Annotated in this window: 13 protein-coding genes, 1 pseudogene and 1 riboswitch; of the genes and pseudogenes, 12 read left to right on the top strand and 2 right to left on the bottom strand. The window is 37.6% G+C overall.

Going from position 1 to position 20879, the window contains the following annotated elements; all coding sequences use genetic code 11:
* Nucleotides 1-172: 172 nt before the first annotated feature.
* The 6 genes from glpK to CDZ92_RS11675 all read left to right on the top strand — a co-directional run bounded on the left by glpK (nucleotide 173) and on the right by CDZ92_RS11675 (nucleotide 8436).
* Nucleotides 173-1663 (top strand): glycerol kinase GlpK, encoded by a 1491-nt coding sequence (glpK, locus tag CDZ92_RS11700; RefSeq protein WP_096155413.1) that lies wholly within the window; start codon nucleotides 173-175, stop codon nucleotides 1661-1663.
* A gap of 120 nt (nucleotides 1664-1783) precedes the next feature.
* Nucleotides 1784-3475, top strand: coding sequence for a glycerol-3-phosphate dehydrogenase/oxidase (locus CDZ92_RS11695; RefSeq protein WP_096155412.1), 1692 nt, complete (start codon nucleotides 1784-1786; stop codon nucleotides 3473-3475).
* A gap of 631 nt (nucleotides 3476-4106) precedes the next feature.
* Nucleotides 4107-5846 (top strand): phospho-sugar mutase, encoded by a 1740-nt coding sequence (locus CDZ92_RS11690; RefSeq protein ID WP_096155411.1) that lies wholly within the window; start codon nucleotides 4107-4109, stop codon nucleotides 5844-5846.
* A 203-nt stretch (nucleotides 5847-6049) separates the two neighbouring features.
* Nucleotides 6050-7192 carry a GAF domain-containing sensor histidine kinase gene (locus tag CDZ92_RS11685; RefSeq protein ID WP_303621591.1) on the top strand — a complete coding sequence of 381 codons (1143 nt, stop codon included), beginning with the start codon at nucleotides 6050-6052 and terminating at the stop codon, nucleotides 7190-7192.
* The gene (locus CDZ92_RS11680; protein WP_096155410.1) at nucleotides 7189-7821 is read left to right on the top strand and encodes a response regulator; all 633 of its coding nucleotides are present in this window, start codon (nucleotides 7189-7191) and stop codon (nucleotides 7819-7821) included. The genes CDZ92_RS11685 and CDZ92_RS11680 overlap by 4 nt, the downstream gene beginning before the upstream one ends.
* A 93-nt stretch (nucleotides 7822-7914) precedes the next feature.
* Nucleotides 7915-8436, top strand: coding sequence for an NADPH-dependent FMN reductase (locus CDZ92_RS11675; RefSeq protein ID WP_096155409.1), 522 nt, complete (start codon nucleotides 7915-7917; stop codon nucleotides 8434-8436).
* A gap of 99 nt (nucleotides 8437-8535) precedes the next feature.
* Here the strand turns inward: CDZ92_RS11675 and CDZ92_RS11670 are convergent, their stop codons facing one another.
* Nucleotides 8536-8796 (bottom strand): YhdB family protein, encoded by a 261-nt coding sequence (locus CDZ92_RS11670; RefSeq protein ID WP_096155408.1) that lies wholly within the window; start codon nucleotides 8794-8796, stop codon nucleotides 8536-8538.
* A 121-nt stretch (nucleotides 8797-8917) separates the two neighbouring features.
* Between CDZ92_RS11670 and CDZ92_RS11665 the strand changes: the two genes are divergently transcribed.
* Together CDZ92_RS11665 and mgtE are read left to right on the top strand one after the other, a co-directional pair.
* Nucleotides 8918-9937, top strand: coding sequence for a M14 family zinc carboxypeptidase (locus CDZ92_RS11665; protein WP_096155407.1), 1020 nt, complete (start codon nucleotides 8918-8920; stop codon nucleotides 9935-9937).
* Between the two features lie 227 nt (nucleotides 9938-10164).
* A riboswitch (M-box (ykoK) riboswitch) is annotated at nucleotides 10165-10328 on the top strand.
* A 316-nt stretch (nucleotides 10329-10644) separates the two neighbouring features.
* A complete protein-coding gene (gene mgtE, locus CDZ92_RS11660) occupies nucleotides 10645-12009 on the top strand; it encodes a magnesium transporter (RefSeq protein ID WP_096155406.1) in 1365 nt (454 codons plus the stop codon).
* Between the two features lie 36 nt (nucleotides 12010-12045).
* Here mgtE and CDZ92_RS11655 read toward each other — a convergent pair whose 3' ends face one another.
* Nucleotides 12046-12918: a sulfite exporter TauE/SafE family protein gene (locus CDZ92_RS11655; protein ID WP_096155405.1), complete on the bottom strand. Its 873-nt coding sequence runs from the start codon at nucleotides 12916-12918 to the stop codon at nucleotides 12046-12048.
* Nucleotides 12919-13052: 134 nt separating this feature from the next.
* Between CDZ92_RS11655 and CDZ92_RS11650 the strand changes: the two genes are divergently transcribed.
* The 4 genes and pseudogenes from CDZ92_RS11650 to CDZ92_RS11630 form a co-directional block, all read left to right on the top strand.
* Entirely contained in the window at nucleotides 13053-14465 is a 1413-nt protein-coding gene (locus CDZ92_RS11650) for a SpoVR family protein (RefSeq protein WP_096155404.1), read from the top strand.
* A gap of 577 nt (nucleotides 14466-15042) precedes the next feature.
* Nucleotides 15043-15468: a hypothetical protein gene (locus tag CDZ92_RS11640; protein WP_096155403.1), complete on the top strand. Its 426-nt coding sequence runs from the start codon at nucleotides 15043-15045 to the stop codon at nucleotides 15466-15468.
* Nucleotides 15469-15554: 86 nt separating this feature from the next.
* A complete protein-coding gene (locus CDZ92_RS11635; protein WP_096155402.1) occupies nucleotides 15555-20444 on the top strand; it encodes a DUF4132 domain-containing protein in 4890 nt (1629 codons plus the stop codon).
* A gap of 79 nt (nucleotides 20445-20523) precedes the next feature.
* A pseudogene (locus tag CDZ92_RS11630) lies at nucleotides 20524-20864 on the top strand (SpoVR family protein); the annotation flags it as partial.
* Nucleotides 20865-20879: the final 15 nt, after the last annotated feature.

Here is a 20879-nt window from a genome sequence, read left to right as displayed (position 1 = left end):
CAAACCTTGTGGATAGCTTCTATCTAACTATGTAGTCTATTAAGAGACCTCCAACTATTGCTATGTTAATATCTTTACGAATAAGGGAATACAATTGTTTCATGAAGTAGAAAAATTTTGCAATCAAGATTAAGATAAATAATATGGCATTTTGTTGGAGGGAGAGGCAGACATGGAAAAATATATACTTGCTTTAGACCAGGGAACAACTAGCTCACGAGCAATAATTTTTAATAAACAAGGGGATGTCATGTATACATCCCAGCGTGAATTTACACAGTATTTTCCTAAACCAGGTTGGGTAGAACATAATGCTAATGAAATATGGAGTAGTATCTTATCTGTCATTGCTTCATGCTTTTCGGAATCAGGAATTAGACCTAGCCAAATTGCTGGAATCGGTATTACGAATCAGCGTGAGACAACCGTGGTTTGGGAAAAAGAAACAGGAAAGCCGGTATACAATGCAATAGTTTGGCAATCGAGACAAACCTCTTCTATTTGTGAGGAGTTAAAGCAAGATGGACATGAGGAAACTTTTCGTAAAAAAACGGGCTTATTAATTGACGCTTATTTTTCTGGAACAAAAATAAAATGGATTTTAGATAACGTTGAAGGAGCTAGAGAAAAAGCTGAAAGTGGTAAACTACTGTTTGGGACCATCGATACGTGGCTCATTTGGAAGCTTTCAGGTGGAAAAGCACATGTTACGGATTATTCAAACGCTTCTAGAACATTACTTTATAACATTCACGAGTTAAAATGGGACGAAGAACTTCTTGAGCTATTAACCATTCCTTCTTCTATGCTTCCAGAAGTAAAGTCATCTTCAGAAATATATGCTAAAACAGTTAGTTATCATTTTTTAGGAAATGAAGTACCAATTGCAGGTGCAGCAGGAGATCAACAAGCAGCATTATTTGGGCAAGCATGTTTTGAGGCAGGAATGGCGAAGAATACTTACGGCACTGGCTGTTTTATGCTAATGAACACTGGGGAAAAATCAATCCTATCAGAAAACGGTTTGTTAACAACGATCGCATGGGGACTTAATGGAAAAGTGACATATGCTTTAGAAGGAAGTATTTTTGTAGCTGGATCAGCTGTACAATGGTTGCGTGATGGGTTGAGAATGATAAAAAACCCTCAAGATACAGAAGGTTATGCTGAAAAAGTACAATCAACAGAGGGGGTTTATGTAGTACCAGCGTTTGTTGGATTAGGTACCCCGTATTGGGATAGCGAAGTGAGAGGAGCTGTTTTTGGATTAACAAGAGGTACATCTAAAGAGCACTTTATCCGTGCAACGCTTGAGTCTTTGGCTTATCAAACAAAAGATGTATTGGCAGCAATGGAACAAGACTCTAACATTTCGTTAAAAACATTAAGAGTAGATGGTGGAGCTGTGAAAAATAATTTTTTAACGCAGTTCCAAAGTGATATCTTAAATGTACCGGTGCAAAGACCGGTAATAAATGAAACAACTGCACTAGGATCGGCATACTTAGCTGGCTTGGCGGTTGGTTTTTGGAAAGATATGTCGGAAATAAAATCACAATGGAAAGTGGAAAAATCTTTTGAACCAGAAATGGATGAAGAAGTACAAACGAAGCTTTATGAAGGGTGGAAAAAGGCTGTAAATGCAGCGATGACGTTTAAGTGAATATAATTCTAGTGAAAGATATTGTTCGTTCTTTGAAGAGACCAAACAAAATATACAAGTATATTGCTTGTGTGTTTGTTGTGGTCTTTTTATATATAGTAGGTTGGGGGAGAATTTTGCATGAAATTTTCAAGCTTGAATAGAGTCGAACAATTAGCTTATATGGCAAAGGAACGGTTGGATGTCCTAATTATTGGGGGAGGTATTACTGGGTGCGGAATTGCACTTGATGCAACAACGAGAGGAATGAAGACAGGGTTAGTTGAAATGCAAGATTTTGCGGCAGGTACTTCTAGCCGATCGACAAAGTTAGTTCATGGTGGGTTGCGTTATTTAAAACAATTAGAAGTGAAAATGGTTGCAGAAGTAGGGAAAGAACGAGCGATTGTATACGAAAATGGACCACACGTAACAACACCAGAATGGATGCTACTCCCTATTCAAAAAGGTGGTACGTTTGGAAAGTTCTCTACTTCTCTTGGTTTGAAAGTTTATGATTTTCTTGCTGGAGTGAAAAAAGGAGAACGTCGTAGCATGCTAAATGCGAAAGAAACGTATGAAAAAGAGCCACTCTTACGCGAGGAAGGATTAAAAGGGGGCGGCTTTTATGTTGAATACCGAACAGATGATGCAAGGTTAACCATTGAAGTAATGAAGCAGGCAGTTCATAAAGGGGCATTGGCGGCGAACTATGCGAAGGCAGAAAGGCTATTATATGAAAAAGGTAAGGTTGTTGGTGTTACAGTAGTAGATCAATTAACGAATAAAGCTTTTGATATTTTTGCAAAAAAAGTAGTAAATGCCACAGGTCCTTGGGTAGATACGCTGCGTGAGATGGATAAGTCAAAGAAAGGAAAGCACTTGCAATTAACAAAAGGAATACACCTTGTGTTTGATCAACGTGATTTCCCACTGAAACAAGCGATATATTTTGATACACCAGATAAAAGAATGGTATTTGCCATACCGCGTGATGGTAAAACATATGTAGGTACAACTGATACGGTTTATAAGGAAGATATGGTACATCCTCGACTGACGAAATCGGATAAAGAATATGTGGTAAATGCAATAAACTTTATGTTTCCTTCGTTACGTATTAACGAGCAAAACATCGAATCAAGCTGGGCTGGTTTAAGACCATTAATTTATGAAACAGGAAAGTCTGCTTCTGAAATTTCCCGTAAAGATGAAATTTGGGAATCAGAATCAGGATTAATAACAATTGCAGGCGGAAAATTAACCGGATATCGGAAAATGGCCGAAATGGTAGTTGACTTGATAAACAAAAAGTTTAAGAAAGAAGGAAGTGGCAACTTCGGAACGTGTCAAACGAAGAATTTACCTATTTCAGGTGGGGATGTAGGTGGCTCCAAAAACCTAAAATCATTTGTAGAAGAGAAAATAAAAGTCGGTGTAAAACGGGGCTTGGCATATGAACAATCACAAAAACTTGTTAAACTATATGGGTCTAATATTGATCATGTGTTCAAGTACGTAGAGAAGCATAGAGAGGACGCTACGAAAATAGGTTTGCAGTTAGATGTGTACGCGCAAGTTATGTACGGAATAAAACACGAAATGGTTGTCACGCCAAATGATTTCTTTACGAGAAGAACAGGGGCTCTTCTATTCAACATGCAATGGACACAACAATGGAAAGTGAAAGTGTCGGAGCTAATGGCAAAAGAATTAAAGTGGAGTCAAGAACAGTTAGACAAATACCGTAATGAATTAGAATTTTTCATTTATCAAGCTACTTCGGCTATCGATGAAGATGAGCAAGTTGAAAATAATAAGAGAATAGGATAACGATTAGTAAGAGGCTGGTACAAAAGATTGTTAAATTACCTACCTCTCACAATCATTTTCAGCAAAGAAAAAGGCAAAAATGAAGATGGAGAAGTCTCCCACAATCATTTTCGGAAAAGAAGTAGGCAAAAATGAAGATGGAGAGGTCTCTCACAATCATTTTCGGAAAAGAAAAAGGCAAAAATGAAGATGGAGAAGTCTCCCACAATCATTTTCGGAAAAGAAGAAGGCAAAAATGAAGATGGAGAGGTCTCCCACAATCATTTTCGGAAAAGAAAAAGGCAAAAATGAAGATGGAGAGGTCTCCCACAATCATTTTCGGAAAAGAAGAAGGCAAAAATGAAGATGGAGAGGTCTCCCACAATCATTTTCGGAAAAGAAAGAGGCAAAAATGAAGATGGAGAGGTCTCTCACAATCATTTTCAGCAAAGAAAAAGGCAAAAATGATGGTGGAGAGGTTTCCTACAATCATTATCTCAGTCCCACACATAGTTTTGTCCCATCCATTTTTTCCACTATTTCATATACTTCGATTTATAGTATAATAACAAAATAATCCGTCATAATGAAGGACATTTCTTCGCAACAGCGAATGTTTTACCTTATCGGAAACCAAGGGAGGAATAGACAGATGAATTGGTTGGACAAGTATGAACTTTGGGAAAGTAATACAAACCTAGATGCAGAAATGAAGCAACTATTAGCAAAAATTGCTGATGATAAAGCGAAAGAAGACGCTTTTTATAAAAATTTAGAATTTGGTACGGGTGGCATGCGCGGTGAAATTGGTGCTGGTACGAACCGTATGAATATATATACTGTTAGAAAAGCTTCAGAAGGTCTGGCTCAATACATAAAATCTTTCGGAGAAGAAGCGATGAAGCGTGGGGTTGCAATTGCTTATGATTGCCGTCACAAATCGCCTGAATTTTCCATGGAAGCAGCAAAAACACTTGCTAGCCATGGTATTCAAACATATGTATTTGAAAGTTTAAGACCAACACCTGTGTTATCGTTTGCGGTTAGACATTTAAATGCGTTCTCAGGTATTGTAGTCACAGCAAGTCATAATCCACCTGAATATAATGGCTATAAAGTGTATGGTCCAGATGGTGGTCAGTTACCACCTGCAGAAGCAGATAAAGTGATTGATGAAGTAGAAAAAGTGGAAAATGAACTGTTAATCCAGGTTGCTTCAGAAGAGGAATTAACGGAAAAAGGCTTAATCAAAATGATTTCTAATGAAGTGGATGAAGCTTACTTGGATCAGTTAGTGACGATTTCGGTTCACCCTGAATTAGCTGAAGAAATTGGTAACGATGTAAAAGTTGTATTTACACCATTACACGGTACAGCGAATCACCCTGTGCGTGATGGTTTGGCGGCACTTGGTTATACAAATGTTTCGGTTGTAGCAGAGCAAGAAAAGCCAGATCCTAACTTTTCAACTGTTGCTTATCCAAATCCAGAAGAAGCAGCTGCTTTTGAATTAGCTATCCGTGACGGCAAGGCGATGGATGCAGATATATTAATTGCGACAGACCCAGATGCCGATCGATTAGGAATTGCTGTGAAAAATAAAGAAGGCGAATACGAAATTTTAACTGGTAACCAAACAGGAGCCCTTTTCTTATATTATTTATTAGCAGAAAAGAAAGCACTAGGCCAATTACCTTCCAATGGCGTTGTGTTGAAAACAATCGTGACGTCTGAATTTGGTCGTGTTATTGCGGACAGCTTTGGTGTGGCAACAGTTGATACATTAACAGGATTTAAATTTATTGGGGAAAAGATTAAAGAATACGAACAAACTGGCCAGTATTCCTTCCTATTCGGCTATGAAGAAAGCTACGGTTCGTTAATTGCTGATTTTGCTCGTGATAAAGATGCTGTTCAAGCTGCTGTTATGGCTGTTGAAATTTGTGCATTTTATAAAAAGCAAGGAAAAACAATGTATGAAGCATTGTTAAGCTTATATGAGCAATATGGATATTATGTGGAAGGCTTAAACTCTTTAACGTTAAAAGGAAAAGACGGGGCTGAGCAAATTGCTGGGTTACTACAAAGTTTCCGCAACGATCCACCAAAGGAAATTGCAGGTTTGAAAGTGGAAGTTACAGAAGACTATGTGAAACAAGAGAAAGTTACCGTTTCTACAGGTACAAAAGAAGCCATTCATTTACCGAAGTCAAACGTAATAAAATATTTCCTAGAAGACGGATCATGGGTTTGCGTACGCCCATCCGGTACAGAACCGAAAGTAAAATTTTACTTCGGTATTAAATCAGACTCATTAGAAGCAAGTCAAAATAAACTAGAAGAAATCTCTTCAGACTTTATGGAGACTGTAAATAGTTTAGTGACTGCATAATTAAATATATAAAACGAGATAAACCAGTAAACACAACCAAAAGTTGTCGCTACTGGTTTTTTATATTAGGAAAAAATTAACAGGTGCCTGGCACCTTTATACATCTAAAGTCGTAGAAAACTTGTCGACTTTATACTAACGAACTTTCTGCTTTAGCTTGGTATAATGGTAAAAAAGAAGATTTTAACAAAGGGGAGATCTGCTTGGCTTCAGAAGGTAGTCAGCAAATTAGAGAGTTACTTGCGATAAAGGCAATTGCAGAAGCGTTAAATAAAGGTACGGAAATGACTTGTATGTTGCATGAAGTGCTAGAAAAGTTACTTGATGCAATCGACTTAAAGACTGGCTGGATTTTTCTTATTGACGATAAAGGTAAATATGAACTTGCTGCGAGTTATGAACTGCCTGAGGGACTTAGTAAAGATAACAAAGAGCCCATGTGTGTTGGTGAGTGCTGGTGTGTGAATCAATACAATGATGGCAGGCTAAAAAAAGCCTCTAATATATTTGGATGTAAGCGATTGGAGGACGCTGTGAAATTCAACTGGGGAGACACGAACAATATTTCTCACCATGCAACCGTACCTATTATGGCAGGTGATGAGAAATTTGGTTTATTAAATGTGGCTTCTCCTAATAAGAAGGAGTTCACAGAAAAAGAGTTAGCCTTATTAGAATCTGTTTCTTTTCAGATAGGAACAGCCATTAAACGGTTAAAATTGTCTGAGCAAGAGCAAGCAATGTCTGTAGTTGCTGAAAGAAATAGGCTAGCGAGAGACTTACACGATTCCGTTAACCAACTGCTATTTTCTCTCATGCTAACAGTTCGTGGAACAAAAGAAATGACCGATGACCCTGAAATAAAGCAAATGTTAGAATACATGCAAGAACTGTCACAAGAAGCACTTCAAGAAATGAGAGCATTAATTTGGCAACTTCGTCCGCAAGGATTAGAAAATGGTCTAGTTAGTGCACTTTTGAATTATGGAAAAGTGCTAAATTTACAAGTTGAAGCTGATGTGAAAGGTACAAAAGAACTTCCAAATGATATGGAAGAATGTATTTGGCGCATAGGTCAAGAAGCGTTAAACAATTGTAAAAAATACGCTAGTTCTAAGAACGTTTATATAAATATAGAAAAGTTTGAGGATAAAGTGTTAATTATAATCAAGGACAACGGAATCGGCTTTGATTATGAGGTAGCAAAACAATTACCTTCACTTGGACTATCTAGTATGAAAGAAAGAGTAGCTTCTCTTTCTGGCACTTTGGAAATTAAAAGCTCAATCGGAGCTGGAACAACGATACATGTAGAAATTCCTTTTAAAGGAGAGAGTTTAAAATGATTAAAGTACTTATTGCGGATGATCATCATGTAGTCAGAAGAGGTCTCTTATTTTTCCTAAAGACGCAAAAAAACATAGAAGTAGTTGGGGAAGCAACAAATGGATTAGAAGCCGTTCAATTAGCATCTCAACTACAACCAGATGTCATCTTGATGGATTTAGTGATGCCGGTATTAGACGGAGTAGAGGCTACTAAACAAATCGTTGCAAAATTCCCGAAAATAAAAATATTGATTTTAACAAGCTTTGCCGATCAAGACCACGTTATACCCGCAATTAAAGCTGGTGCTGTAGGTTATCAGTTAAAGGATATTGAGCCTGACGAGCTGAGTAAATCAATTCAAGCCGTTTTTGAAGGGAAAAGTCAGCTCCACCCTCAAGTTACATCTCATGTCATGAACCATTTAACTAGCGGAAATGATGAAGAAGCAGAACGATTGAAAGAGTTGACGAAACGTGAACTGGAAGTGTTAAAGGAAATTGCGAAAGGAAAAAGCAATAAAGAGATAGCTGCTTCCCTTTACATTACGGAAAAGACAGTTAAAACCCATGTTTCCAACATCCTGTCTAAACTAGAATGCGCAGACCGCACACAAGCAGCTTTATTTGCAGTAAAACAAAAAATCTAAGACTATAGAATGAGAAAAATTCACACCATTCCTACGATTTAAAAGGACAACAAAAAATGTAAACTATAATTAACAATAAAAGGAGTGGTTTTGATGAATATTGTAGTGATAAATGGAAGTCCTAGAAAATCAGGGAGAACGAGAATAGCAACAACCTTTATAAAAGAAAAATTCAGAGCAAAAGTTATCGATTTAAGTGAAGAAAGTATTCCTTTATATAATGGTGAAGAGTATCAAAATGTGTTGGGAAATATTTTATCACTTCGTAAAACAATTAAAGAAGCAGATGCAGTTGTTATGGCATCCCCTGAGTACCATAGTGGAATGAGCGGTGCATTAAAAAATGCTTTAGACTTTTTAGGAAGCGACCAATTCAAACATAAGCCAGTAGCGTTACTAGCAGTTGCTGGTGGAGGAAAAGGTGGAATAAACGCTCTAAACAATATGCGTACAGTTGGTAGAGGGGTATATGCAAATGTTATTCCAAAACAACTCGTGTTAGACCCACATTGCTTTGACAGAGAAGCTTATACCATTAAAGAAGACAGTCAACACTTAGTTGAAGGGTTAATGGAGGAGTTATTAATGTATGCCAAGGTGTATCAGCAGTTTTAAAAAGGGAATTAAGAACGCCTGGCACTTATGTTGTCAGGTGCTTTTTAATGTTTAGGTAACGTAAAAAAGAGAAGGCGCAAAAGCCTTCTCTAATTTTTCTTATTGTAAACTAACGTACTCCTGATGTGTTTCCTCATGGTTTGGCAAGTTAATCTGTATTGCATGGTCAATATAGCGTAGCAACTGGTATAAGTTTCGCTCAATGACCTGGTAGTCTTTGGAGAAGTTGTACGAATGTAAAAATTGTTCAATATGCTTAGATAGAAAATCATCTTTTGTACGAACCATCAAAATCAATAGGTTATCCCATTGCGATCGATGTGTGTAATATAAAGCGCGATCATAGTCAATAGTGTTCATCGTATTGCCTCCTCTGTGAAGGAGTTAAAAATATTTTGCGCCATTTTCACTAAATAGTTCGTTGTAAATGTTGGTCAATTCTCCAAGTCATTTTTTGAAATAGTTAGGGAAAACTTACGGTATGAAGAAGAAAATGAAATTAAAGTTATGCTTGATAATTATGGTGTTACTATGTTCTGGATTTGAAAAAGAAATTGTAAACCCTCTTCAAATATATACGTTTGAAAGAATGCAAACAGACTTAATAAAATTAAATAAGCGATATAACAACGAGCTTGTCACAGTTGTAATTGGTAGAAGTCATTTCGGGAAACCGATTTATGCAACAAAATTAGGCAATGGCCACCAGAGTATTATCATATTAGGAGGTCATCATGGTCGCGAATGGTTAACAAGTACATTAACGATGAAAATGTTAGAAGAGTATGCAAAAAAATATAAGTCAAAAGCTACGATAAAAGGATATTCAACAGATATTTTAGATCATGTATCCATATGGTTTGTTCCAATGGTAAACCCTGATGGCATTTCCATCCAACAAGAAGGCATCAAACAACTTTCTAAGAAAAAACAAAAGCAACTAATCATCATGAATGGTGGTAAGAATGATTTCACTAGGTGGAAAGCAAATGGGGTTGGTATTGATCTGAATCGTCAATACCCGGCTGGATGGAAAGATATTAAAGGTTCTATTAGTAAGCCTTATTACCAATTGTATAAAGGTAAGAGACCATTAGAAGCGGAAGAGGTTAGGTCATTAGTAAAGTTCACAAGGAAAATAAAACCTTTAGCTGCTTTATCTTATCATTCATCAGGTAGAGTATTGTATTGGGAATTTCGTGAAAAAGGTACCGAACTAGAACGCAATCGAAGGATAGCTGAAAAAATATCTGATATAACAGGTTATAAACTTGATACTCCAGAAGAGAATGCAGTTGGAGGTGGTTATACAGACTGGTTTAGTCGTGAATTTAAAAGGCCAGCTTTTACACCTGAAATTTCTTATTATGTAAAAGATAATAGTCCTCCAACGACAGTTTTTGATGAAGAGTGGGGCAGAAATAAAGCTGTTGGATTGTTTTTGGCAATGGAGGCAAAAAAAATATATTTAGATAAAAGAAAAACTAAAGATGAAGGTTAGAGGTAATGGGTTACACGTGAGAGGTTTTCGGGTAGAGGAAATATAATAATATAGAATGAAGCGGAATGCCTCTGTAGCTCCTTTAGCAAATCACTTTTTTGTAAATTACCAATAAAAGTGCTTACAATTTTAAAGGAAAGAAAAGATTCTTAATGGAAGAAAAGAATGGCCCAAAAACCATTGACAAACTGTTTTTATCCCATGTAGAGTAGTAGTTGTGACAATTAGATAACCTTCGTTAGGTGAGGCTCCTGTGTAGGAGATACGCTACTGCCCAGAAACGTCCAAAGACGCCAATGGGTCAACAGAAACTATCGACATAAGGTGGTTTTTAATGTAGCTGGGTAACCCTATGCCACACAGTGCTAAAGCTCTACGAATGGGGGAGTTTATTTCGTATACGTACTTCTACGTCTTTACGTTTATTAACACCTTCATTCCACTTAGCGATGAAGGTGTTTTTTACTGGAGTGTTACAAGTGCCTGGCACCTGTAATATTTCTGAAATATTTCCCGGAGGTGATTATGAAAATGGATAATGGTCCTAGTCCGAGGACAAAACATATAGTAGATGGAGTAGAAGAGCGTTACTGTTTTCATGTTCAGCTCTTCCTAGATAGTATAGGTAACTGATTAAGCTTACAGACAACATGAATAACTACGCTCTCACACTTCCCTTCTACTGACAGATTTGGGAGGGTTGAGAAATGGTAAAAAACATGACAGAAGATCAAATTATCCTCAACATTATTAAATGTTTGAAAGAAGCAAAACGAAAAGAATTCCAAGAGATAATAGAGGAATTACAACCGTACGATACAGCGATTATTTATCAACAACTGCCAGACAAACATCGCACTCGTTTTTTAACTTATTTAACAATAGATCAGTTAACTGCACTTATACAAGAATTACCTCAAGATAATCAGCTAGAATTGTTTCAAAAAATTGGTGTAGATAAGTCCGCAAAAGTAATGGACTTAATGGATAATGATGACCTTGCTTCGCTTTTTGAAGAATTAGAACCAGAAATGAAAGACGCATTCTTATCCAAAATGAACAAAGCGGAATCTACAGCCGTTCAAGACTTAATGAAGTACGAGCCAGAAACAGCGGGTCGTATGATGACCAATCGTTTCGTTTGGATTCCAAAAACATATACGGTAAGAGAAGTAGTCAATAAGTTAAAATCATATGCGGAGCTAGCTGAAACGATTAACTACCTATATGTTATTAATGACGAAAAACAATTAGTTGGAGTAGTTTCTTATCGAGACCTTATCTTAGCAGATATTACAGCTAAAATTGAAGATATTATGTTCAGTCGTGTTATTTCAGTTACAGTCGATCAAGACCAAGAGGAAGTGGCACGGATCATTGAAAGATACGACTTTTTAGCTGTACCTGTAATTGAAGAAGATGGCACTTTGGCTGGTATTGTAACAGTCGATGACGTTCTAGACGTAGTTATTCGTGAAGCAACGGAAGATATTGAAAAACTATCTGCTTCCGGTAAAGATATTGACTTTGATACAAAAGCAGTTGTAGCGGCAAGACGTCGCTTACCTTGGCTAATTTTGCTTTTATTCATTGGACTTATATCTGGTAGTATTATCAGTGGATTTGAAGAAACTTTAGGCCAATTTGTTGCCCTAGCATATTTCATGCCGATGATTGCTGGGATGACTGGTAATACTGGTACGCAATCTTTAGCAGTTGTTGTACGTGGTTTAATTACACGCGAAATTGATAAAGATATTGTAACGAGACTTGTTCTTCGTGAATTAGGAGTAGGTCTAATAATAGGGGTTGTGTGTGGAGCACTTATTTCCATCATAGCCTTTGTGTGGCAACCACATGAGCCAATGTTAGGTGTAGTCGTTGGATTATCTCTTTTCATAACATTGATCATTGGCACACTAGCAGGAACAATCATTCCACTTATTCTTTATAAGTTAAAAATTGACCCAGCGATTGCCTCTGGTCCACTAATTACAACATTAAACGATATTCTTTCTCTATTTATTTACTTTGGAATCGCAACAGTATTTTTAATTAACATGGGATTATAAATAAGAAGCCGATGACTAAAAAAGTCATCGGCTTCTTTAATGGGAAACAACAGCTTTTCTTTGAAAGAATTTAATAAAGACAAATGAATTTACAGCTAGAGTATAAACGATTAATACAATGAACCCTGCCTCATCCCAATTTACCATCTTAAAAACTAAACTCGTCATCGTCGTAATATAGAGCAATCCAAGTAATACTTGAATCATACGGCTCTTAACGAAACTAGTGGCTTTTGCTCCGAGTGGTGCTCCGATAACTGCACCGGCTATAAGTAAAATCCCAATACTAAAGTTCATTGGATTTTGTACCGCAAAGGTCGTAAATCCAGCTGAAACGATAAAGATGATGCTAGCTAGACTCGTTGCAACAGCGTGTTTCGACTCAAAACGTAAGAAGGCAATAAGTAATGGTACTAGAATAAATCCACCGCCAACTCCTAAGGCTGTTGATAAAAATCCGGCAAAGAAACCAATGCAAATTAGTAAAAAGATTGGTGTACCTTGTTTCTCCTGATTCTGTGCATCCATACTAACATACGACTTCTCTTTGCTTAACATCTTAAAAGCAAAATAACTTAATAGCAGTAAATATAGAGCAGGAATAACTACCGTATCTAATGCAACATGTTCTAGCCATTTTACGAAAGGATAAGCAACTTGTGTCGCTATAACCCCACTTGAAGCAAGTATTGCAACTTCCTTCCAACGGATATTCTTCATTTTATAATGAGCGTAAACTCCAGCAAGTGAAGTTCCGATTGAAAACATAAGACTAGTTGCAATTGCCTCTAAAGGGCTGTATCCAAATAACATTAAAAAAGGAGTTAAAATAAACCCTCCACCAATTCCAAAAAAGCCAGATAAAATACTGATACAAAAACCAATAACAATAAAAATTAAGTATTCCACAATGTGCACCTCAATTCCTTATTAAAAGTATATCACCAAACAAGCCTACATTATTATAAAGTTTAACAAAGAAGAAAATCATCATCTTCCACACTTGTTCATACATTGTGATAAGAGGAAAGGGGAGGGTTACTTTGAGAAAAGAGGACGAAAAAGCACTCTTTTATGCTATTGATGAGATAACCGAGATTGCCAAAGGATTTGGGCTAGACTTTTACCCGATGCGTTACGAAATTTGCCCTGCTGATATTATTTATACTTTTGGAGCTTATGGCATGCCAACACGCTTTTCCCACTGGAGCTTTGGAAAACAATTTAATAAAATGAAACTTCACTATGATTTAGGTTTAAGTAAAATATACGAACTCGTTATTAACTCCAATCCTTGTTACGCATTTTTACTTGATACGAATACCCTCATTCAAAATAAACTTATAGTTGCACATGTTCTCGCACACTGTGACTTCTTTAAAAATAACTGTCGTTTCCAAAACACGAAGCGAGAAATGGTGGAAAGCATGGCAGCTACCGCCGAGCGTGTGAAATATTATGAACAGGAACATGGAAAACGTGAAGTAGAATCCTTTTTAGATGCAGTGTTAGCCATTCAAGAACATATCGATCCATCCCTTGTGAGACCGAAACTAGCGTGGAGCTTAGAAGACCAAGAGGAAGAAACAGAAATGAAAAAACAATCGTCCTATGATGATTTGTGGTTACTCGATGACAGAAACAAACCAAAAGCTGTACCGAAAAAAACAAAAAAGAAGTTCCCACCTCAACCGGAAAAAGATATTTTATTATTTATTGAACAATATAGCCGTGAATTGGAAGAATGGCAACGGGATATTTTAACGATGATGCGAGAAGAAATGCTCTACTTCTGGCCTCAACTAGAAACCAAAATCATGAACGAAGGCTGGGCTTCCTACTGGCACCAGCGAATCCTTCGCGAAATGGACCTAACAAGCGACGAAGCCATTGAGTTCGCAAAGTTAAACGCAGGTGTTGTGCAACCGTCCAAAACAAGCATCAACCCATATTATCTCGGTCTAAAAATCTTCGAAGACATCGAAGAACGATACGACAATCCAACGGAACAAATGAAAAAAGACGGCGTACAGCCTGGATCTGGTCGTGAGAGAATGTTCGAAGTACGAGAAGTAGAATCCGACATTTCCTTCATCCGTAATTACTTAACAAGAGACCTGGTGATGCGAGAAGACATGTACCTTTTCCAAAAACAAGGCAAAGACTACAAAATTGTTGACAAGCAATGGACACAAGTCCGTGACCAACTCATCAACATGCGAGTAAACGGTGGCTTCCCATATATCACAGTCAATGATGGAGACTACATGAAAGCAGGAGAACTGTACTTGAAACATTGGTATGAAGGAGTAGAACTGGATCTGAAATATTTAGAAAAGGTTTTACCTTACATCTATCAACTATGGGGTAGACCAGTTCATATGGAGTCCGTGATAGAAACGAAGAATGTGTTGTTTACGTATGATGGGAAGACGGTGCAGAGGAAGTTTATATAACTATTTAAAGCCGCATATTTTTTAGCGGCTTATTTTTATTTATAAACAATTAGCTATTAGTATAAAGATTAGTAACACAATTACTTACTCATTTCTCTGAATGGATAGATAAAGAGTTCTTGATACATTATATGCAATAAACTCATATGCCAGTGGTGTTATACAGTATGAGGAGTTGTCTCCAAAACTGAGATAGAAATTTCTATTCAAATTTATAATGCATTGTCAAAATCTGAAGTAATCTTGAAGAACTCCAACCATTTCAAAAAGACAATGAGACATCCGAAATACAATTATGGGACTTAAAGCAACAGATTGGTTACATAGATGAAGTAGATATTAAGATATTCGATTTTATTAAATAATATTATGCTAGTTCTTTTTATGTGAACGGGAGCGTTAATAATAGAAGAACAGCCACTAATCTAGCAGGGTTAGTGGCTGTTTTTGTTGAAGTAAAGACACAGTCTTTGATAAGAGAAAATAATTAGCTAAGGCAACGGAATAAATCTTCTAATATACATACAACCCATATTATAATATGTTAAAACTATAAAAATACTGAGGTAATCTAGCCATGAACATTTACCTAACTCTAAAATCTTTAGCAAAACGAAAAAAATTCATTACAAAACAACCGTATCAGCTCCAAGCCAAACCAACCTCATTGAGAGAGCTCATAACCGAAGTCGTCACACAAAACGTCAAACAGTTCAACGAGAAAGCTAGTAATCCAGAATTACGAATTGTAAATTACCTTTCCTCTACAGACATCGAGCAGCAAGTCCAAGTAGGAAAAGTTGGATTTCAGACAATTTACAATGAAAGTCTAGCCGATTTAAACAAGGCAATTGAAACCTCCATTCTAGCTTTTGAGGATGGCTTATACCGAGTGATCATAAATGATAAAGAAGCTGAGCAGTTAGATACCCCGTTAGTGGTACCAGAAGACTCCGAGGTTGTGTTCATACGTCTGACAATGCTCACGGGCCGAATGTGGTAGTCTTACTAAACTCAAACCAGATAGGCAAGTTCATATGGTAAAGCAGAAATAGAAAACCGCTCGTATTTTCAAAAGGAGGATTCAAAATGGCGATAGAGTCAAATGATCATTATTTCATAGAGTTTGAAGCAAAGATTGCGACCCTAGATGAAAACGATCAATTGCTGGCTAGACATATCCTAAAGTTCATGAAAGACGATTACTATAACCAGGACCGACATATTCGTCGCTTTATTAAAACATTAAACGAGCAAGTTGAAACCGATCAAAATAAGCTTAACAGACTAGTAGACTTAACGCGCAAATTACTTGGCGATTACAACGCTACAGTCATGCAATATATCATCAATCACGCAACAGAGTATTCCTACTCAACAGGCTACGAGCGGAGACCGTTCCGTACGAAAAACACTACCGTTCACCTAAGTAGGATTGTCGAAAAGTGTGCTTTACTTCATGATCTAGCCAAGCACCGTGTAACAATCATAGATATTTTAACAAACAAACACCTTGACCTAAATAATCAGATAATCAGTGACATTATCGCCTACGAGTTAGATCAGGAAAACAACGAAGTTCTAGATGCGCTTAAAGAAATCATCTTTGGCGACAATAATACAGCTCTTTTCACAAGAGAGATGATTAAGGGAATGCTGCTTAGCCATCGTGAGGAAGCGTACGCGATTATCGGGGAACTCCTCGTTGCAGCAAGGCTTCAAGAAGGGCTCCGTCAGAGCATTGTTGAGACAATGGATGAAGGTACACTTGGGGCAACATCGCACCTGCTAAACGTCATCCTTGAAAACAACCTAATCCGATATAGTTCAGTCATTAGAGCAATCGACGTGTGGACAGGTCTAACCCTTGAGGCGGAACAATCGCGAGTTGTAAAGCAAATATTACAATACATCCAGGACTGCCTAACAAATCCTGACCTTCGCAAGCAATGGCTAAATAGTGAGGACATGAACAAGTTGTACACAAGCCTATGGGCAAGTGCAGTGATCGAGGAGGAGGACCTTGAGCACCATGTCTACATGCTTATGGATAAAGGAGAGACCTATCAAAAGATTGTCGCCCAATATATGCTCTCCCAGAGTCAGAACGACTTGCTAAAGTATACGATTGCTTCCAAATATCTAGAGGAAACTGACCAAGAGCTGCAGGTCTTTTTGCTCACAAACTATACTTACGAGTGCTTCTTCTCATGGAATTGGAACCGTAAAACCAACCAGTATGACCATAAAATTCAGTTTGAACGGATTCCGACACTAGAAGAGAAGTCTGAACGTATACGCCAGTTCATTCTTCTTAGAAAAATGCTGGACTCTGCTCCCAAAAAAGAAATTACGTTCAAATCCAGAGTGTTCAGCGGTTTAGAGGTGGTATTCTCTGCTGACGCCATCGTCAGGAAGATGCTTTACCTGACTGCCTATGACATGGATCAAGAACTTATTGCACAAATCATAGAGAAAAAAGACTTGTATAACTCAGAAACAAGAGGCTACCTATTGGATTGCTTTACAAAAGATTATTCCAATCCTGTTCAACGAGAGTACATCTTTGCATGCTTGTCTGATAAAAGCATGACTAATCGCGAAAAAGCGATGACACGGATTCTAGATTTAAAACTCGTATCTGACGAAATAAACAAAATTGAAGCTATTTTAAAATTAAAAACAGGAAATCTTCGTCAAAGTGCCATTAAGCTTTTATTAAAGCTAGAAAACGCTTTACTAGAACAATCTTTAAACCGACTTTTAACGAGCAAAAGTGAACTACAACGGGTAGGCGGACTTGAAATAATATCAGAGTTAAAAGAAGAATCACATGGAAAATTCGTAAAGATGAAGGAAAAATGGAAGGTTATCAAGGAGCCGACTGAAAAAGAAAAGTTATTGATCAATAGGCTATCAACTAATCAGGAATATAGCTTACAGAATGGGTTTGGACTATTTGATCCAGAAAAGCAATTCGAAATGCCAACTGACCATATTTCGGAATTTGAGGCCAAAAGTTTATTTTCTATGGACCTTACAAAAATTCAAGGGATCCTTAAGGGTCTTTCTGAGTTAATTCACGAGCATCGGGAGTATGAATATGAAGTTGATTGGTACGGCTACAAGGAAACGCACTTAGTTGGAGCAACTCTAACTCGAAGTCGAACAGTCGAAGTACAGAATAAGCGGGAGGGGATCAATGATCTACCACTAGCAGAGGTTTGGAAGGAATATTTTAAAAATCTTACTACACAAGAGATTATCGAACTTAATGTAATGTTCAATCTAGACCTAGTGTATCGCTATCGCTTTAAAAAGATTAACAATTGGGAAATGGAAGACTACAAGAAGCCGAATGAGTGGCGTAAGGGGTTTCTTGATAAGATTTATCCGTTAGAAAAGGTAAAAGCCTTCTATAGCTTTACAACTGATATTCTTTACTGTGAGCAGATGAACGAGATTGTGTCGTCATTTTTCCAAGATTTAAACAAGGAAGACATTTTCAAAACAGCTATTGGAATGCTTCATACGATGATCAAAGCACTTCCTGAAGAGAAGCGGAAGTCAGAGCGCCAGATGTATCAGCTTATAGTATTCCCTTGGCTAGATTGGGCAAAGGCAAATGTGTATAATGATGACTCATACAGAATATACTTTCACCTAGTATATAAGTTATACACTATGAATAATTTCAAAAGCTTTGGACCGGACCTTACAGAGCTAAGCAGAGCATATGAATTAGAGCTTATCGACGAGAATGAACTGACAAAAGAGCTATTAGGAAGAGAGAATAGCAGAGATCATATTATAGACTTAACAAACGCAAAGAAGGGTTTAACGAAAGAACACACCTCCCTTGAGCCAATTAAAGAGAAGGTGATTACCCGTATCTTTGATATAGAATTAAAGCGAGGCGACCTCCCAACTGAGGTCACTCCACATGCAACAGGTATCATGTATTACGAAGGTATGGAGTATTTGATAACACTTTTATCAGGACTCGACAAGGAATCGTTCGTCCGTGGCTATTTTTATTATTATGGCAATATGAATGTAACGAAGAAGGAATCATTGAGCCACTTACTTCAAGTTTGTCATCCGAAGGTTGGCGAGAACGAGGACCTTCTTGCACAGCTTGTATTAGAAAAGAAAATAACTGACAAACGTTTACTTGAAGCTGCAATGTATGCTCCACAGTGGCTTGATATTGTAGCAGCCTACCTAAAGTGGGATGGACTGAAAAGTGCGGCCTGGTATTTCCATGCGCATACGAACGAATCTTTTTCTGCTGAGAAAGAAACGATTGTTGCTCATTATTCACCAATCACACCGGAGGAATTCCATGATGGTGCCTTTGATATTGATTGGTTCAAAGAGGCATATGCACAATTAGGTGAGGATCGTTTCAACATTTTATATGATTGTGCAAAATATATTTCAGCAGGTGCCAACCATCGTCGGGCCCAACTTTTTGCAGACGCAACGCTTGGTAAACTAAACTTAGAGGAAATGAAATCTTCAGTTGAAACAAAGCGAAACAAGGATCATTTACTGTGTTATAGCTTGATTCCAATTGATTCGGACATGACAAATGATGTGATGAACCGTTACGATTTTATACAGAAATTTTTAAAAGGAAGTAGGCAGTTCGGAGCACAGCGACGTGCAAGTGAAACAAAGATTGTAGAGATTGCACTAGCTAACCTTGCGAGAAATGCTGGGTATAAGGATGTAACAAGACTAAGCTGGGATATGGAAGCCCGTAAACTGGAAGAGGTTATACATGTTCTTGAACCGGTTCAGATTGATGACATGAAAGTACAGCTAGTAATTGATGAGAACGGGAAGGGTGACATCAAAGTCATCAAAAACAACAAAGAGCTAAAATCCGTTCCAACCAAATATAAAAAGCATGAATACATCTTAGAACTAAAAGCAATAAACGATGGAATGAAGGAGCAATTCAACCGAGCAAAAGTAGAACTAGAACGCTCAATGCTGCTAGAAACACCATTCAATTTACAAGAGCTAGTCAAAATGATGAATAATCCAGTTGTTGCCCCACTTGTAAAAAAACTTGTATTTCTAACCGATGACAAATTAGGCTTCTTTACTGGAAAAGAACTGCAAACTCCAACAGGTAAAAGTTATAGTTTACAGATGAATGAGTCAATCACACTTGCTCACCCGGTACATTTATATGAAAGTGGTAGTTGGAGTGAGTACCAACGCTATCTATTTGACCATCAGATTAAGCAGCCATTTAAGCAGGTGTTCCGTGAAATATACCGTCTAAATGTAGACGAAGAATCTGCAGGAACAGAGTCAAGACGATATGCAGGACATCAGATTCAACCAAAGAAAGCTGTTGCCCTGTTAAAAAATCGCATGTGGACAGTAAACTATGAAGAAGGACTACAAAAGGTTTATCATAAGGAAAACATCATTGCAAAAATTTATGCGATTGCAGATTGGTTCACACCATCTGATGTCGAAAGTCCAACACTTGAATCAGTGGAATTCTTTGATCGAAATACCTATGAAAGCATAGAGTTATCAAGAATTCCTAAGATTATCTTCTCTGAAACCATGAGAGATGTAGACCTAGTTGTAAGTGTTGCCCATGTTGGTGGAGTAGACCCAGAAGCAAGCCTTACAACGATTGAAATGAGAGCAGCCATCTTAAAGGAAGCATCGCGAGTCATGAAGATCAACAATGTAAGAATTGAAGGAAACTTCGCGTTGATATCAGGAAGTCTCGGTGAATACGGCGTCCACTTAGGTAGTGCCATGGCCTATAAACATGCGAGTGGAAACCTAAACATCCTTCCAGTTCACTCGCAGCATAGAGGAAAGCTTTTCCTGCCATTCCTTGATGAAGATCCTAAAACAGCGGAGATCCTGTCTAAGGTGTTGATGCTTGCAGACGATAAGAAGATTAAGGATCCAAGTGTGTTGAAGCAGTTAAGATATTAAGAGGCAAAGAGTGTTCATTTTTGGAAAGTGAAGATCTTTATTCATTAATACAGTATCCGACAACGAAAATCCTTAGAAGAACGAGGGTTGGGCATCTATTTGGCACTAACGCATCATTGAGAAATGGACCTAACAAGTGACGAAGCCATTGAGTACGCAAAGTTAAACCCTGGCTTAGTGCAACCGTACAAAACAAACATCAATCCATATTATTTAGGTCTGAAAATCTTCGAAGACATCGAAGAACGATACGATAATCCAACCGAACAAATGAAGAAAGAAGGCGTACAGCCAGGATCTGGTCGGGAAAGAATGTTTGAAGTACGTGAAGCCGAATCAGACATTTCATTCATCCGTAACTACTTAACAAAAGACCTTGTAATGAGAGAAGACATGTACCTATTCCTCTCCCGCCACCGTTTTTCCTTAGATCAT

It is taken from the genome of Bacillus sp. FJAT-45066, assembly GCF_002335755.1.
Taxonomy (GTDB): Bacteria; Bacillota; Bacilli; order Bacillales; family Bacillaceae_I; genus Bacillus_CD; species Bacillus_CD alkalisoli.
This window is presented reverse-complemented; position numbering and strand designations above follow the sequence as displayed.